Origin of the sequence: Pectobacterium brasiliense (genome assembly GCF_016950255.1) — a bacterium.
GTDB classification, from domain to species: domain Bacteria; phylum Pseudomonadota; class Gammaproteobacteria; order Enterobacterales; family Enterobacteriaceae; genus Pectobacterium; species Pectobacterium brasiliense.
This window is the reverse complement of the sequence record NZ_JACGFN010000001.1, coordinates 2,825,766-2,842,286: the sequence shown is the minus strand read 5'-3', so window position 1 is coordinate 2,842,286 and position 16,521 is coordinate 2,825,766. Positions and strand designations below refer to the sequence as shown.

14 protein-coding genes are annotated in these 16,521 nt (G+C 51.7%); 10 read left to right on the top strand and 4 right to left on the bottom strand.

Annotated features, from left to right (window positions below):
- The first annotated feature begins 56 nt into the window (after positions 1-56).
- Positions 57-1,253: a glycine C-acetyltransferase gene (locus H4F65_RS12590; protein ID WP_039320452.1), complete on the top strand. Its 1,197-nt coding sequence runs from the start codon at positions 57-59 to the stop codon at positions 1,251-1,253.
- Between the two features lie 10 nt (positions 1,254-1,263).
- Positions 1,264-2,295, top strand: coding sequence for an L-threonine 3-dehydrogenase (tdh, locus tag H4F65_RS12585; protein ID WP_010283728.1), 1,032 nt, complete (start codon positions 1,264-1,266; stop codon positions 2,293-2,295).
- A gap of 51 nt (positions 2,296-2,346) precedes the next feature.
- On the opposite strand, the gene H4F65_RS12580 is transcribed toward tdh, so the two are convergent.
- Positions 2,347-3,294, bottom strand: a complete 948-nt coding sequence (locus H4F65_RS12580; RefSeq protein ID WP_010283730.1) for a divergent polysaccharide deacetylase family protein — start codon at positions 3,292-3,294, stop codon at positions 2,347-2,349.
- Positions 3,295-3,296: 2 nt separating this feature from the next.
- Entirely contained in the window at positions 3,297-4,598 is a 1,302-nt protein-coding gene (envC, locus tag H4F65_RS12575) for a murein hydrolase activator EnvC (RefSeq protein ID WP_010283732.1), read from the bottom strand.
- 245 nt (positions 4,599-4,843) lie between these two features.
- On the opposite strand from envC, the gene H4F65_RS12570 reads away from it, so the two are divergent.
- From H4F65_RS12570 to pagP, 5 genes are all read left to right on the top strand, one after another.
- A complete protein-coding gene (locus H4F65_RS12570; RefSeq protein ID WP_010283734.1) occupies positions 4,844-5,275 on the top strand; it encodes a rhodanese-like domain-containing protein in 432 nt (143 codons plus the stop codon).
- Positions 5,276-5,494: 219 nt separating this feature from the next.
- A complete protein-coding gene (secB, locus tag H4F65_RS12565) occupies positions 5,495-5,965 on the top strand; it encodes a protein-export chaperone SecB (RefSeq protein WP_010283737.1) in 471 nt (156 codons plus the stop codon).
- The gene (gene gpsA, locus H4F65_RS12560; RefSeq protein ID WP_010283738.1) at positions 5,965-6,984 is read left to right on the top strand and encodes an NAD(P)H-dependent glycerol-3-phosphate dehydrogenase; all 1,020 of its coding nucleotides are present in this window, start codon (positions 5,965-5,967) and stop codon (positions 6,982-6,984) included. Before secB ends, gpsA begins: the two co-directional genes overlap by 1 nt.
- A gap of 142 nt (positions 6,985-7,126) precedes the next feature.
- Positions 7,127-7,948 (top strand): serine O-acetyltransferase, encoded by an 822-nt coding sequence (cysE, locus tag H4F65_RS12555; RefSeq protein WP_010283739.1) that lies wholly within the window; start codon positions 7,127-7,129, stop codon positions 7,946-7,948.
- 306 nt (positions 7,949-8,254) lie between these two features.
- Positions 8,255-8,893: a lipid IV(A) palmitoyltransferase PagP gene (gene pagP, locus H4F65_RS12550; RefSeq protein ID WP_010283740.1), complete on the top strand. Its 639-nt coding sequence runs from the start codon at positions 8,255-8,257 to the stop codon at positions 8,891-8,893.
- A 229-nt stretch (positions 8,894-9,122) separates the two neighbouring features.
- Here the strand turns inward: pagP and H4F65_RS12545 are convergent, their stop codons facing one another.
- The gene (locus H4F65_RS12545) at positions 9,123-9,581 is read right to left on the bottom strand and encodes a hypothetical protein (RefSeq protein ID WP_146235397.1); all 459 of its coding nucleotides are present in this window, start codon (positions 9,579-9,581) and stop codon (positions 9,123-9,125) included.
- Positions 9,582-9,875: 294 nt separating this feature from the next.
- On the opposite strand from H4F65_RS12545, the gene H4F65_RS12540 reads away from it, so the two are divergent.
- On the top strand, positions 9,876-10,775 hold the full coding sequence (locus H4F65_RS12540; protein ID WP_010283741.1) for a carboxylate/amino acid/amine transporter: 900 nt from the start codon (positions 9,876-9,878) through the stop codon (positions 10,773-10,775).
- Here the strand turns inward: H4F65_RS12540 and metR are convergent.
- Positions 10,681-11,616 (bottom strand): HTH-type transcriptional regulator MetR, encoded by a 936-nt coding sequence (gene metR / locus H4F65_RS12535; RefSeq protein WP_010283744.1) that lies wholly within the window; start codon positions 11,614-11,616, stop codon positions 10,681-10,683. The genes H4F65_RS12540 and metR overlap by 95 nt on opposite strands.
- 104 nt (positions 11,617-11,720) lie before the next feature.
- Here metR and metE point away from each other — a divergent pair, with 104 nt between their 5' ends.
- Together metE and H4F65_RS12525 are read left to right on the top strand one after the other, a co-directional pair.
- A complete protein-coding gene (metE, locus tag H4F65_RS12530; RefSeq protein ID WP_010283745.1) occupies positions 11,721-13,985 on the top strand; it encodes a 5-methyltetrahydropteroyltriglutamate--homocysteine S-methyltransferase in 2,265 nt (754 codons plus the stop codon).
- A 663-nt stretch (positions 13,986-14,648) separates the two neighbouring features.
- Positions 14,649-16,277: a methyl-accepting chemotaxis protein gene (locus tag H4F65_RS12525; RefSeq protein WP_010283746.1), complete on the top strand. Its 1,629-nt coding sequence runs from the start codon at positions 14,649-14,651 to the stop codon at positions 16,275-16,277.
- Positions 16,278-16,521: the final 244 nt, after the last annotated feature.

Genomic DNA, 16,521 nt, shown 5'->3' with positions numbered 1-16,521 from the left:
CCCACATCCGCTAGCTTAAAAACCATAACGCAATCTTTTTATTGGAGAGTGACGCTATGCCTGCCGCTTTTTATCAACAACTTACTGCACAAATTATGGCTGCACGCACCGAAGGGGTGTTCAAAGAGGAGCGCATCATTACCTCTGCACAGCAGGCTGAAATCGAGGTGATGGATAGCGACCGCCTGCTCAATTTCTGTGCCAATAATTATCTTGGTCTGGCGGACAGCCCTGAGCTGATTGCCGCTGCAAAAGCCGGATTGGACAGCCACGGTTTTGGTATGGCTTCGGTGCGATTCATCTGTGGAACGCAGGATATCCATAAAGCGCTGGAGCATAAGCTGGCAGAGTTTCTGGGAATGGACGATGCGATTCTCTATTCCTCCTGTTTTGATGCTAACGGTGGGCTGTTTGAAACGCTGATGGGGCCGGAGGATGCGATTATTTCCGATGCGCTTAATCATGCCTCAATCATCGACGGTATTCGGCTATCGAAGGCGCGGCGCTACCGCTATGCCAATAACGATATGAGTCAGTTGGAAGCACAGCTGCAACTGGCCAGAGCGGAAGGGGCAAGGCACGTCATGATCGCCACCGACGGCGTTTTCTCGATGGATGGCGTCATTGCAGATTTGCAGGGGATTTGCGATCTGGCGGATCGCTATGATGCGCTCGTGATGGTGGATGATTCGCATGCGGTGGGATTTGTCGGTGAACAAGGGCGCGGAACGCATGAACACTGCGGAGTGATGGATCGTGTTGACATCATCACCGGCACGCTAGGTAAGGCGCTGGGCGGTGCGTCAGGTGGCTATACGGCGGGCAAGCGCGAGGTGATCGACTGGTTGCGCCAGCGCTCTCGCCCCTATCTGTTTTCCAACTCGCTCGCGCCTGCCATTGTCACCGCGTCGCTCAGGGTATTGGATTTGCTGGAACAGAGTGGCGAACGGCGTGAGCGTCTGTGGACAAATGCCCGTCTGTTCCGTGAAAAGATGACGGCCGCAGGGTTCACGCTGGCAGGTGCCGATCACGCCATTATTCCCGTCATGTTGGGTGAGGCGCAACTGGCACAGGATTTTGCGCAGGCGCTACAGCGGGAAGGTGTTTATGTCGCCGGCTTTTTCTATCCCGTTGTCCCCCTCGGTCAGGCACGTATTCGCACCCAAATGTCGGCCGCCCATACGCCGCAGCAAATCGAATTCGCCATCGAGGCTTTTATCCGTGTGGGCAAACGTCTGGGTGTGATCATCTGAGGAAACCATCATGAAAGCATTGGCAAAACTGCGGCCGGAAGAAGGCATCTGGATGGTGGACTCGCCCACGCCGGAGCTCGGGCATAACGACATCATGATTAAAATCCGCAAAAGCGCGATCTGCGGAACGGATGTGCATATCTATAACTGGGACGAATGGTCGCAGAAGACGATTCCCGTTCCAATGGTCGTCGGGCATGAGTACGTTGGCGAAATTGTCGCTATCGGTCAGGAGGTTAACGGTTTTCATATTGGCGATCGGGTCTCTGGCGAAGGGCACATTACCTGTGGCTACTGTCGCAACTGTCGTGCCGGACGGCGTCATTTATGCCGTAATGCTATTGGCGTCGGGGTAAATCGTCCCGGTTCGTTCGCGGAGTATCTGGTGATCCCTGCTTACAACGCGTTTCGCATTCCCGACAATATTTCTGATGAGCTAGCCGCCATCTTCGATCCCTTCGGTAACGCGGTGCATACCGCACTGTCCTTCGATCTTGTGGGAGAAGATGTCTTGATCGCTGGCGCGGGGCCGATAGGCATAATGGCAGCGGCGGTATGTCGCCACGTTGGTGCAAGGAATGTCGTGATTACCGATGTGAATGCGTACCGTCTGGATCTTGCCAGTAAAATGGGGGCAACACGTGCCGTCAATGTGGCAGAAGAAAAGCTGGCTGATGTGATGATGGAACTAGGCATGACCGAGGGATTTGATATCGGGTTAGAGATGTCGGGCGCGCCATCGGCCTTTCGTGCCATGTTGAAAGCGATGAATCACGGTGGGCGCATTGCCATGCTGGGCATTCCGCATGAACCGATGTCGATTGACTGGGGAGAGGTAATTTTTAAAGGGCTGTTTATCAAAGGGATCTACGGACGGGAAATGTTCGAAACCTGGTACAAGATGTCGGCGCTGATTCAGTCTGGACTGGATTTGTCACCGATTATCACCCACCGCTTTCACATTGATGAATTTCAGAAAGGGTTCGATGCCATGCGCTCGGGTCAGTCGGGCAAGGTGATTCTCAATTGGGATGAGGCATAGCCCTGCCGAAGCGAACCCGCGCGGTGGCAAAAGAGAAACGCGCGCCTGACATTATGGCTGCTTGGGCGCTTCGGTCTCGGCTGGAGCAATCCAGGTCTGCCAGCGGTGCTTGATAAATAGCACGGGGGCGCTTTCCCGAATGCTGCTGCTCACTAGCTTGAAGAACACATCGTTCTTCACCGCTTCCGGCGGCCGTTTGACTTGGCACTGCGGTATACCGTGGAACGGATTACGCGGTTTGACGGGCTGCTGCGGCTGAGGCTCAGACTGCCGCGTCGGCTCATTCAGTAACTGGCTAGGGCGGACTAAGACAATATCGGTATCTAGCGTCGGCAGCATCTGCTGCAAGACGCGGATGGTTGAAGGGTGTGGATGCCCGATAGCGATAGCGGAACCGCTGCGGCGGGCGATTTGCACCGCACGGGTAAACTGTTTGCGAATCTCGGCTTCGTTTTGCGAATCATCCAGAAAGACTTTGCGTTTGATGACTTTGACGTTCGTTCCTGCCGCGGCCTGGCTCGATTGGCTGCTGCCAATGGTCATGCTATCGAGGAAATAGAGCTGGTAGGCGCTCAGCGCCTGCATGACTTTTTGCATGCCGGGCAGGCTGGCGGTCATCGCGCTGCCCATATGGTTATTCAATCCCACAGCGTAAGGCACGTTATTGACCGATTGGCGGATAATGCGCTGAATTTCTTCGCTGCTCATGTCCGGGCGTAACGTATCGCGCTCCAGCGGCTGCTTGCTCATCGGTGCCATCGGCAGATGGATCAGCACTTCTCGCCCTTGCTGGTGAGCTTTGGTCGCCATTTCACGGGCGTACGGCGCGTTGGGTAATACCGCGATGGAAATCGCCGTCGGCATTGCCAAAATCTGGTTCTCATTATGCGGACGATAGCCGAAATCATCGATAACGATGGAAAGTTTTCCGGCCAGTGCCAAAGGAGACAGGGCGAGCAGACTCAACGCCAATAGTGGTGTTTTGGTTAAATAAGACAAGGCTATCTTCCCAGCCAAGGTTGTGGATTGACCGCCTGACCCTGGCGACGGATTTCAAAATACAGTCCAGGCTGACTCTGCCCGCCGCTGGTGCCGACCAGCGCAATGGGTTGGCCTGCCTTGACCTGAGTTCCAACGGAAACCAATGCGCTCTGGTTATAACCGTACAGGCTCATATCGCCTTTACCATGCTGCACAACAACGACCAGCCCGTAGCCCTGTAGCCAGTCAGCCATCAGTACGGTTCCGTCGGCGATCGCCTTCACTTCCGTTCCTTCGGGTGCGGTAATCACCATGCCTTTCCAGCGCAGTTCGCCCTGCAACGGTTCACCGAAACGATGCTCAATACGGCCGTTAACCGGCCAGATGGCTTGACCTGAAGGTCGTCCTAAACCGCCGGTTCGGGCCATGAGTGAGCGTTCACCTTCAGTCGGTTTGTAACTGCTGCCGCTGCGTTTGGCCTGCTCTTCTTTAGCGCGAACTTTGGCGGCCTCGCGCGCTTCCCGTTCGGCACGGGCTTTCGCTTCTCGCTCAGCGCGGGCGATCTGATCGCGCAACCGCGTTTCATTCTGGCGCAGTTCCGTCAACTTCTGCTGATCTTTTTCCAGCGAACTTTCCAGCGTCGACAGCGTTTTCTTCCGATCGGACTGTGCCTGCTCCAGCGTCTGCTGTTGTTGCTGTTGGTCGCCCAGCAGCGTTTTTTGCTGTGCCTGTTTTTGTTCCAACTGACGCTTTTGGTCAGCCAGTTCTACGCGCGTTTGCTGCAATTCATGGATAGATTTCTGCCGCGCTTCATTCAGGTAGCCGAAGTAGGCGAGGATGCGCTCGTTGCGCTGGCTTTCTTCTCCGCTCAGCATTAATTGCAGTGCGCTGTGCTGACCTTGCCGGAAGGCGGCGTCAAGCTGACGGGAAAGTAGCGTTTGTTGCTTATCCTGCTGAGATTGCAGTTTGGCGATAGAGGCGCTGAGGCTAGCTAATTCTTTATTGAGTGTAGACAGCGTATTGCGCGTTTCATGCAGTTGACGACTGGCCTGAGAGATGGACTGCTCCTGCTTTTTCAACTGCTGGATTAAGGCACTGCGCTGCTTTTGTTGTTCTTGAACGCTTTTTTCTTTCGCGGCGATATCTTGTTGCAGGGTCTTAAGCTGTGCCTGATTATCTTCAGCCTGGCTGAGCGCGGGCAACAGCAAAACGCCAACGCAGAGTGCGCTGACGCAGCGGGTTAGTAGCTTTTGTAATGCGGATAAATGGCGATCGGCGCTACATGCTACTCGACTCTGTACAAATAACGCGTTTTTACTCATAGCGGTGAATTATTCCACGATGAACAGCAGCTTACCAGTTGTCTCTTGTCTGATTTCTATTTCCAGACGTGACAAGCATGGCACAAAGGCGGGCGTCTGGGCGCATCAATATAGAGATAAATGGAAAGCTCACCGCAGATTCGATACGCTATATTGGCTTACTGGCTGTAATTGCCGTATCGCGCAGGTATACTCAGGAACCTTATATTTTTGTTGCTTAACTGATCCGGGAGTCGTTACACCCCATGCAAGAGATTATGCCATTCATTAGCAAGCACCCTATTTTGAGCATTTCCTGGGTTGCCCTGTTGGTTGCGGTCATTGTGCTTACTGTGAAGAGTAAACTGTCGAACGTGAAGGAAGTGGTTCGCGGTGAAGCGATCCGACTGATTAATAAAGAAGAGGCTGTCGTCGTTGATATCCGTAATCGTGACGACTATCGCCGTGGCCATATTGCCAGCGCATTTAACCTGTTGCCGAACGACATCAAGAACGGCAGCGTAGGTGAGCTTGAAAAACATAAGTCGCAGCCGATTATCGTGGTATGCGCCAACGGTCTCTCTTCACGCGAAGCCGCCGAGAATTTGCACAAAGCCGGTTTTGAGCGTGTGCAGGTACTGAAAGACGGTCTGGCTGGCTGGAGCGGTGAGAATCTGCCTTTAGTCCGCGGCAAATAAAACGGTTTGTGGTAAAACTATCCGCATCGTGCCAGGTGTATCAATCATACACCGTGAAAATGGCGGCGATTTTGCAGGATAATCGACAGGCTGATTGCAGTACTACCGTTATTGCAACTACAGTGATTGCAGTATGACAATGACAGAAATGTGCTGACGTCCGCCCACTTATGACGACGGAAGACGTCAAGAGAATCTAACAAAAGGGTATTACTTAACATGTCTGAACAAAACAACACAGAAATGGCTTTCCAAATCCAGCGTATCTACACCAAAGATATCTCTTTTGAAGCGCCGAATGCGCCTCAGGTGTTCCAGCAGGAATGGCAGCCAGAAGTAAAACTGGATCTGGATACGGCCTCTAGCCAGCTGGCTGATGATATCTATGAAGTCGTACTGCGTGTGACCGTAACGGCTTCTCTGGGTGAAGAAACTGCATTTCTGTGTGAAGTTCAGCAAGGTGGTATCTTTACCGTTGGCGGTATCGAAGGAACTCAACTGGCGCACTGCCTGGGCGCATACTGCCCGAACATTCTGTTCCCTTACGCGCGTGAGTGCATCACCAGCCTGGTTTCTCGCGGTACCTTCCCGCAACTGAACCTGGCACCGGTTAACTTTGATGCGCTGTTCATGAATTACCTGCAGCAGCAGACCGAAGGTGAAGGTGCTGCGCAGCCTCAGGATGCCTGATGAACGCGTCTGACGCTTCAATGACCGTCATCGGTGCCGGCTCGTACGGCACCGCATTGGCCATTACGCTGGCGCGTAATGGCCATCGAGTCGTGTTGTGGGGTCACAACCCTGTGCACATTCAGGCGTTACAGGCCGCTCGCTGTAATCAGGCATTCCTGCCGGATGTGCCTTTCCCCGATTCGCTACAGCTGGAAACCAACCTCGCGCAGGCGCTTGCTGCCAGCAGAAACGTGTTGGTCGTTGTGCCGAGCCATGTGTTCGGTGATGTCCTGCGTCAATTGAAACCTCACTTGCGTGCCGATGCGCGTATCGTGTGGGCAACCAAAGGGCTGGAAGCGGAAACGGGACGTTTGTTGCAAGATGTCGCACGCGAAGCGTTGGGTGAAACCATCCCGCTTGCGGTGGTATCCGGCCCGACATTTGCCAAAGAATTAGCGGCGGGCATGCCGACGGCGATTGCGCTGGCATCAACGGACAGTGAATTTGCTGACGACCTGCAACGGCTGCTGCACTGTGGGAAGAGCTTCCGCGTTTACAGCAACCCCGATTTTATCGGCGTGCAGCTGGGCGGTGCGGTGAAAAACGTCATTGCGATCGGTGCCGGGATGTCTGACGGCATTGGGTTTGGCGCGAATGCGCGTACCGCGTTGATCACCCGCGGGCTGGCAGAAATGACCCGGCTTGGTGCGGCGCTGGGTGCCGATCCTACCACCTTCATGGGGATGGCGGGGCTTGGCGATCTGGTGTTGACCTGTACTGATAATCAGTCCCGTAACCGGCGCTTCGGCATGATGCTGGGGCAGGGAATGGATGTACAGAGCGCGCAGGATAGCATTGGTCAGGTTGTTGAAGGGTACCGCAATACGAAAGAGGTGCTGGCATTAGCACAGCGCTACGGTGTTGAAATGCCGATTACTGAGCAACTCTGGCAGGTGCTGTATTGTGGGAAAGACGCCCGAGAGGCGGCGCTGAGCCTATTGGGGCGCACGCGTAAAGACGAAACCGCTAGGTTATAAAACACGTCGTTCTATGCTGGGCTTCCTAATCCTGGAGGCTCATAGTATCTTCATTTTCTTGTATACGAGCGGTGGTGCTAATAAGCCCACTGTTTGAGAACAGATATACGTTGTGGTGTGTGGTATCTCGGAGAGTAAGGCAATGTCGACAGAAGAACTGGAACTGGTCTGGACCAATATCAAGGCAGAAGCGCGCAGTCTCGCGGACTGTGAACCGATGCTGGCCAGCTTTTTTCATGCCACATTGCTGAAGCACGAGAATCTGGGTAGCGCATTGAGCTATATGCTGGCGAACAAACTGGCGAATGCGATCATGCCCGCGATTGCTATTCGTGAAGTCGTGGAAGAAGCCTACCGCGCCGATCCACAGATGATCGTTTCTGCCGCGCGCGATATTCAGGCCGTTTGCCTGCGCGACCCCGCGGTGGATAAATATTCGACGCCGCTGCTCTACCTGAAAGGGTTTCATGCATTACAAGCTTACCGCATTGGCCACTGGCTTTGGTCGCAGGATCGTAAAGCGCTGGCGGTCTATTTCCAGAACCAGATCTCGGTTTCTTTCGGTGTCGATATTCACCCGGCGGCGAGAATCGGCTGCGGGATCATGCTCGATCACGCAACGGGCATTGTGATCGGCGAAACGGCTGTCGTTGAAAACGATGTTTCCATTCTGCAATCCGTGACGCTGGGCGGTACGGGTAAAACGAGCGGCGATCGTCACCCTAAAATTCGCGAGGGCGTGATGATTGGCGCAGGTGCGAAAATTCTGGGGAATATTGAGGTTGGCTGTGGCGCTAAAATTGGCGCTGGTTCTGTCGTGTTGCAATCGGTGCCTCCACATACGACGGCGGCAGGTGTTCCGGCTCGTATTGTCGGCCGCCCGGAAAGCGATAAACCTGCTATGGATATGGATCAGTATTTCAACGGGATCAATCGCGGCTTCGAATATGGCGATGGTATCTAATCCCACTGCGCAGGCGATTCACTGTTTTGTCTATCTATCTCGAACGTGTCTCAACCTGAATATAAGCCACCGATAAATAAGGTGGTTTTTTGTTATTTTGGCTAAGAAACGTCTGAAAGCACCTCTGAACCCGCTATCTATTTAAGTACAGTTGCTCTTTATCCCTTCATAATAGGCTGCTTTAGTTTCCCGTCTATATAGGCAGATTACGTAAACTGAACTATATATTTTGGTAACAACCAAAATAATTTTGTTTGGATCACCTTTGTTTGAATGGAATCGTGACGCTGTTACAGAGAACCTTATATGTATTTGAAGCGAATTTTAATCACGTTGAGTTTGATTACACTACCCATTGTCCCTTTTTTGAGTTACGCAGCAGAAAGCATAAATAATACGAGTAGCACGGCAAATCTCGCACCTGCCGCGGTTGATTCCAGTGAGTCGGCGTCGGATAAGCAGGATGAAAGCTGGTGGCAGAGAAGTAAAAATAATCTGTCTACGACCTGGAATTCGCCGCAGAGCCACGATATTTATATCCCGGCGATCACCTGGCATAACCGCTGGACGTACGATAAAGAAAAGACGGATAGGTACAATGAAAGACCGTGGGGCGCGGGCTATGGTGTTTCCCGTCTGGATAAGGATGGGGACTGGCACGGGCTTTATCTCATGGCATTCAAAGACTCCTACAACAAATGGGAGCCTATCGGTGGCTATGGATATGAAAAGCGCTGGCGGCCAACCAGCGATCAGGATTTTCAACTGGGGTTGGGCTTTACGGCGGGTTTCACGATGCGTGATAACTGGAACTATATTCCAATTCCCGTCTTATTACCTTTGGCATCAATAAGCTACAGCAAGCTCTCTTTCCAGGCGACTTACATTCCCGGAACATACAATAACGGTAATGTTTTCTTTGCCTGGTTCAGATGGCAGATTTAGTGGGTTTCTTGGAATATTTTGAGAAAAAGATGACATCTACACTCGGAATAATTTGGGCAGCATAGTCAACGCACAAGTCACTTGAAGCATGAAGAATACGTGCTATCAGCTTTAACGGCTTCGAATGTTGAGGTCATTAAAGCTGTGTTGGTTATTATAATACTGGATTTATCTGTTAATACGGAATTTTACATCATAGTCTATGATGTAATGAGGTTCATTTTTGGTGTTATTCCGGCCAATTAAGTCCTGAACCACGGATGTCAACATTTTCATCACTACATTCAGAATGGTCGCTGTATTCACATTTGTGAACAAAAAGTATTGTTAATTTTGGGTTTTTTCCACATGATCCGCCTAGTGCTAGGTTCGTTGAGACATTATATTCGTTGGGCTGTATTGGATTTTTATAGTTGATATGACCAGCATCACATCTGAATAGTCTTTCTTCATTCTTAATAACAATTGAAGCCGTAAAATTTTTTAGTGGGCTGCTTGCCAGGTTTTTTATTGTATAACTACAATCACATCCTTCACTAGAATCAGTGAGTTTAGCGTTTACAATGGCTACTTTTATAGTTTCTTGAACAGCAGCTTCATTTTCTGGAGCCGTTTTCGTTTCCTCAGCATTAACCCATGAGGAGAAAAAAAGTGATGAAGCAAGGGTTGCCAATAAAATACTTTTCATAAATTCGTCCCTGTTAAAATATATAATGGTATAGCCATGTTAATTATAGGGATGTCGGCGTTGATATTAAATTTATAAAATAGAATATTTATTAATATGGTTTTTTGTACTGATAATTTTGTTTTGTAGGATAGATTTTACTTTTCCTCGGGTTCCCTTCTTCATCATGAGAGTGGTATGAAAACGGAGTGCTCTCATTTGTTTGTTATTTGTTCTAATGTAAACCATATTGCCTGAAATCCATTCAGCCATCTCCGTTACAATGGCGATACTTTTTTCTCAGTGGATGCTGTCGTGCCATTACTTACTATCACCACTATTTTGTGGGCATTTTCATTCAGCCTGATTGGCGAATATCTGGCGGGTCAGGTTGATAGCTGGTTTTCTGCGATGTTCCGCCTGACGGCGGCGGCAGTGGTGTTTTTGCCGTTCTTACGCTTGCGGGGTTACACGCCGCGCGTCATTTTCTTGTATATGTTAGTGGGTGCTTGCCAACTGGGTATCATGTACCTGTTCGTATTCCAGGCTTACCTGTACCTGACCGTACCTGAGTTCTTACTCTTCACGGTGATGACACCGCTGTACGTCACGCTGATTTACGATTTGCTTGCCCGACAGCGCCTGCGCTGGGGTTACGTGATGAGCGCTCTGCTGGCAGTATTCGGGGCGGCGGTGATCCACTATCACGGCGTGAGTGAACATTTCTGGTGGGGGTTCTTGCTGGTTCAGGCGGCGAACGTATGTTTTGCTGCGGGTCAGGTGGGCTATAAGCGCTTGATGGAGCTCTATCCGGTGCCGCAGCACTGCGCGTTTTCCTGGTTTTATCTGGGGGCGTCAATCGTAACGATAGTTGCGTGGCTGCTCTTCGGCAATCTGGATAAATTACCCACCACAACCTTGCAGTGGGGTGTTCTGCTCTGGCTTGGGGTTGGCGCTTCTGGCCTGGGTTATTTTATGTGGAACTACGGCGCAACTCAGGTCGATGCCGGAACGCTTAGCATAATGAACAACTTTCACGTGCCGGCTGGACTCTTGGTCAACTTCGCTATCTGGCATAAAACGCCAGACTGGCTGAGCTTTATCGTAGGGACGATAATTATTACGTCCTCACTGTGGGTACACCAGCGTTGGGTCGTGAAGCGTCCTTTACAAACGGTAAGTGCTCACAAGCGTGCTGACGCGCCGAACGAATAAACGCATCAATCACCGGTTGGCGCTGCTCTCCGTCGCGGACGGCAGCGTACAACCGGCTCCACAGCCCGTCACCCAGCGATTTAGTCACAATCAGCCCCTGACGCTCGAAGCTTTCCACCACCCAGTGCGGTAGCGCGGCGATGCCCATGCGGGCGGCGACCATCTGAATCAGCAGCAGCGTATTATCCACGCTTTTCAGCGTCGGACTGATGCCTGCTGGTTGCAAAAAGTGACGCCAGACGTCCAGCCGTTGCCGCTGTACCGGATAGATCATCAGAGTCTCGGCAGTGAAATCCTCCGGTTCGATCTTCTCTTTTCCTGCCAGCGGATGGTCGGGAGCCAGTGCCAGCCTGACTTCAAAATCAAACAGAGGTGAATAGTGCAGGCCACTGCGCGGCATGATGTCGGAGGTCATAACCAGATCCAGCTCGCCTTGTTGAAGTGCTGGCTGAGGATCGAACGTCACGCCTGATTTAAAGTCCATCGCCACCTGCGGCCAGTGCTGATGGAATTCGTCTAGCGCAGGCGTCAGCCACTGAATACAGCTATGGCACTCAATAGCCAGACGTAGCGTGGTTTGGTGTGGCTCATGGCACGATTGCAACGCCTGCTGGATTTGCGGCAACACCTGCTCTGCCAGCTGCAACAGAATTTCTCCCTGAGGCGTAAAGCGCAGCGGCTGGCTTTTACGCACGAATAGCCTGAACCCAAGGCGCTGTTCCAGATCGCTGAACTGGTGGGATAACGCCGATTGAGTTTGGTGAAGTGCAGAGGCAGCGGCGGCTAACGATCCGGTATTGCGCAGTGCTTGCAGCGTTCGCAGGTGTTTGAATTCGATCATGAGAGTCCTTCACAGTGACAGTGAATAAATTGCGCTTGTGCTTACTACACTACCTGCGGATTATGGATGTGTAAACATCTGGACGGCTAAATGAGGAATTAACGATGGCGATTGTGAATCACACACTGGGTTTTCCGCGCGTTGGATTACGCCGTGAACTGAAAAAAGCGCAGGAAAGCTACTGGGCAGGTAACGCGACACAGGAGGAGTTGCTGACCGTTGGCCGCGAGCTACGTGCGCGCCATTGGCAACAACAGAAGGATGCTGGCGTTGATCTGCTGCCAGTGGGTGATTTCGCCTGGTACGACCATGTGCTGACCACGAGTCTGCTGCTGGGTAACGTACCTGCACGCCATCAGAATAAAGACGGCTCGGTCGATCTGGATACGCTGTTCCGTATTGGCCGCGGACGTGCGCCAACCGGTCAACCTGCTGCTGCGGCAGAAATGACCAAGTGGTTTAACACGAACTATCACTATATGGTGCCGGAATTCACCAAAGGGCAGCAGTTCAAGCTGACCTGGACACAACTGCTGGATGAAGTTGACGAAGCACTGGCGCTGGGCCATAACGTGAAGCCTGTTCTGCTAGGCCCGGTTACCTACTTATGGCTGGGCAAAGTGAAAGGCGAGCAGTTCGACCGTCTGTCGCTACTGCAGGACATTCTGCCCGTTTACCAGCAGGTGCTGGCTGAGCTGGCGAAGCGCGGCATTGAGTGGGTGCAGATTGATGAACCTGCACTGGTGCTGGAACTGCCGCAAGCGTGGCTGGCCGCGTTTAAACCGGCTTACGATGCCCTGCAAGGTCAGGTGAAACTGCTGCTGACGACCTATTTCGATAGCGTTAGCCAGAATCTGGAAACGATCAAAACGCTGCCGGTTCAGGGTCTACATGTCGATCTGGTTCACGGTAAGGATGATGCCGCTACGCTGAGCGCCCAACTGCCTGCTAACTGGGTACTGTCTCTGGGGGTGATTAACGGCCGTAACGTATGGCGTGCTGACCTGAGTAACTGGTTCGAGCGTCTGCAACCGCTGGTGGGGACGCGCGATCTGTGGCTGGGCAGCTCATGTTCACTGCTGCATAGCCCTATCGATTTGAGTGTGGAAGTGCGTCTGGATGATGAAGTGAAGAGCTGGTTTGCCTTTGCCATCCAGAAATGTGCGGAGCTGTCACTGCTGTCTCAGGCATTGAACAGCGGCAACGGGCAGGCACTGGACGCCTACAGCGCGCCGATTCGCGCTCGCCGTACCTCGACGCGTGTGAATAACGCGGCCGTTGCTCAGCGTCTGGCGGCGATTACTGCACAGGACAGCCAGCGTCAGAACGTGTATTCGGTTCGTGCGGATGCCCAGCGTGAGCGCTTTAATCTGCCAGCATGGCCGACGACGACGATTGGTTCTTTCCCGCAAACCACCGAAATTCGTGGCCTGCGTCTGGATTTCAAACAGGGTCGTCTGGATGGCAATAACTACCGCACCGGCATTTCCGAGCACATCAAGCAGGCCGTGGCTGAGCAAGAGCGTCTGGGGCTGGACGTACTGGTGCACGGTGAAGCCGAACGTAACGACATGGTGGAGTACTTCGGTGAGCATCTCGATGGGTTCGTCTTTACCCAGAACGGCTGGGTGCAGAGCTACGGTTCTCGCTGCGTGAAACCGCCAGTCATCATTGGTGATGTGAGTCGTCCAGAAGCGATCACCGTCGAATGGGCGAAATACGCACAGTCTCTGACCGACAAGCCGATGAAAGGCATGCTGACAGGTCCGGTGACGATCCTGTGCTGGTCTTTCCCGCGTGAAGACGTCACGCGTGAAACCATCGCTAAGCAGATTGCACTGGCGCTGCGTGATGAAGTGGCCGATTTGGAAGCCGCAGGCATTGGTATCATCCAGATTGACGAACCGGCGCTGCGTGAAGGTCTGCCGCTGCACCGCTCTGACTGGGATGCTTATCTGGCCTGGGCAGTGGATGCCTTCCGTCTGAATGCCGCGGTGGCGAAAGATGATACGCAAATCCATACCCACATGTGTTATTGCGAGTTCAATGACATCATGGATTCTATCGCCGCGCTGGATGCTGACGTGATTACGATTGAAACCTCTCGTTCCGATATGGAATTGCTGGAGTCGTTTGAAGAATTCGAGTACCCGAATGAAATCGGTCCGGGCGTTTATGATATCCACTCCCCGAACGTCCCGAGCGTGGAATGGATGGAAGCTCTGTTGAAGAAAGCGGCGCAGCGTATCCCTGCTGAACGCCTGTGGGTGAACCCGGACTGCGGTCTGAAAACCCGTGGCTGGCCGGAAACGCGTCAGGCTCTGGCGAATATGGTTCAGGCAGCACAGCGTCTGCGTGAAACCCAGTAAGAGTTAATGGCTAATGTAATCAGGGAGGCGATGGCCTCCCTGATTTTTTTATATGCCCGTCATACTTCAAGTTGCATGTGCGTTGGCTGCGCTCACTCACCCGAATCACTTACCAGTGTAAGCTCATCGGGATTCCTTCCCTTGCCGCCTGCCTGAAACTCGAATTATTTAGGGTATAGCTAACGAGTAGATAAAAATACGCACTATTTTTCGTCGTATCTCGATTGTTTATTATTTCTCCCCTGCAAATTTTCTTCCTTCCTGAAAATTAACTATATTGTCTTTCCTTTAATAAAATCGCCGCGCTATCCCCCTTGTTTTTCTGCATCGACTGGTAGGTTATTTCTCGAAAAGGATTATTTATCCGCTATCAATATATTTATTCTTCGGCGGAGTTAATCGACGCCGTCATAAAGCTAGGGAATATTGTGCCGATAAGGTAGACGGCATGGAGGCGGCTCTGGGGTTACCAATAGAGCGAGATTGTTTGTATTTTTTAACGTTTTATTTATGTTGAAAGTGCATCTGCAATTACTCATTTGTGGGTATTTATATACACCCATAAAGCATATTTATTTTCCCGAAAAAAAGATAATTTCCCACTCTGCGGCGTTATTAGACGAGCAGCAGTCATTATTATGTATTACCTAAAAGGAGTGAGACATGAGTTTAGCGAATTGGCGAATTGGCTATCGATTAGGAGGCGGATTTGCCATCTTGATTCTGATGTTATTTACCGTGAGTATTTTTTCTTTGTCTAAACTGTCCTCTTTTCAGGATGGTGCCAGAGATATCGTCAAAGAGGTTTATCCGCAAACGGTAGATGCGAATGACCTCATCGATAACGTGAATGGGCATTTTGTCGCTTATTTGCAGATGATGCTGGTATCCGGTCAGGAACAGCGTCAAGGATATGTCGATCGGATTATGGCGTACCGCAAGGAAATTAGTCGTCTTCTCGACAATCTGGAAAACAATGCTTCAGGCGAGCTTGCCCGTAAACAAGTGGGGGTTGTCCGCGGATTTCGTGCCGAGTTCATCAAGTCTGGCGATAAAATTATTAGTGATGCGCTGGCGGGTAATAACGACGTCGCTATCGCGGAATTCAATAACACCCTGAACGTAATTCAGCGCAATTACCGTGACTCGGTGAAGCAGTTGGTGAATTACCAAAATGATGCGATGGATAACTCTGTCGAGACCATGGCTGAGGTATACCACAATACTCGCATGATTTTGCTGATTATTTTAGCACTGGGTGCCGTATTTGGGGCGCTGATTGCCTGGGCGATCACGCGCAGTGTAACCCGTCCAATAGAGCAGGCTTTGCAAGTGGCAGACAGAGTGGCGCAGGGCGATCTGACTTCACGCATCACGGTGACCAGCAAGGATGAAACCGGATTGCTGCTGCAATCGTTGGATCGCATGAACACCAGCCTGAGCACGATTGTCGGCCAGGTGCGTGATGGCGCGGAAACGATCTCGACGGCGGCGTCACAAATCACAGCAGGGAATCAGGATCTGTCATCGCGTACTGAAGAGCAGGCCAGCTCGCTGGAAGAAACCGCTGCCTCAATGGAGCAATTAGCATCCACCATTAAAAACACCGCGGAAAACACCCAACAGGCGACGGAGATTGCCAATAAGGCGACCGGTGCGGCGAAACAAAGCGGTGATGTCATGCTTTCCGTGACGCAAAAAATGCGCGGCATTCGTGATTCATCCCAGCGTATGGCTGAAATCATCGGTGTGATCGACGGTATCGCTTTCCAGACCAATATTCTGGCGCTGAACGCCGCGGTTGAAGCCGCGCGTGCGGGTGAACAAGGGCGTGGTTTTGCGGTGGTGGCGGGAGAAGTGCGTTCTCTGGCACAGCGCAGTGCGACCGCCGCGCGGGAGATCAAGGATTTGATCGACGACTCCGTAAGTAAAATTCGTGAAGGGATGGAACTGGTTGATACCGCTGAAGAAACGATGGGTGGATTAACGGCCCACGTGAAGGACGTACACGGCATTATCAGCGAGATTTCTCAGGCCAGCCGTGAACAGAGTGACGGGATTAACCAGATGAATCTGGCGATTGGACAGATTGATACCACGACCCAGCAGAATGCGGCCCTGGTTGAAGAATCAGCCTCTGCGGCGCTGTCTCTGCAAGCACAGGCTTCCGTTTTGGCGGAAGCGGTGAGTGCATTTAAAATACAGTCATACGGCAGTAGCAACGCTGGGTCTTATGCGCCGATGTCGATGAGCACACCCGCGCTGTCTTTGGCGCTGGCAAACAAAGAGTAAATGACTGCATCATTTGACGGTGTTGTAACGTAGCGCCTATTCCCACAGGGAGGCGACAGCCTCCCTGATTCTTTTCATGTGCTATGTAACGTAAATACGTTTTTTCTCCAGCTTATTCAGTTTGTTATCCTTTACTAAGAAATATTCCCACCTCTTTATTTTTAATATCAACTATATCTGACTATCCTTTTATGTAATTGGGGCGTTATTTCTGTTAATGGTTCGTAGATTAATATGTGTTTTT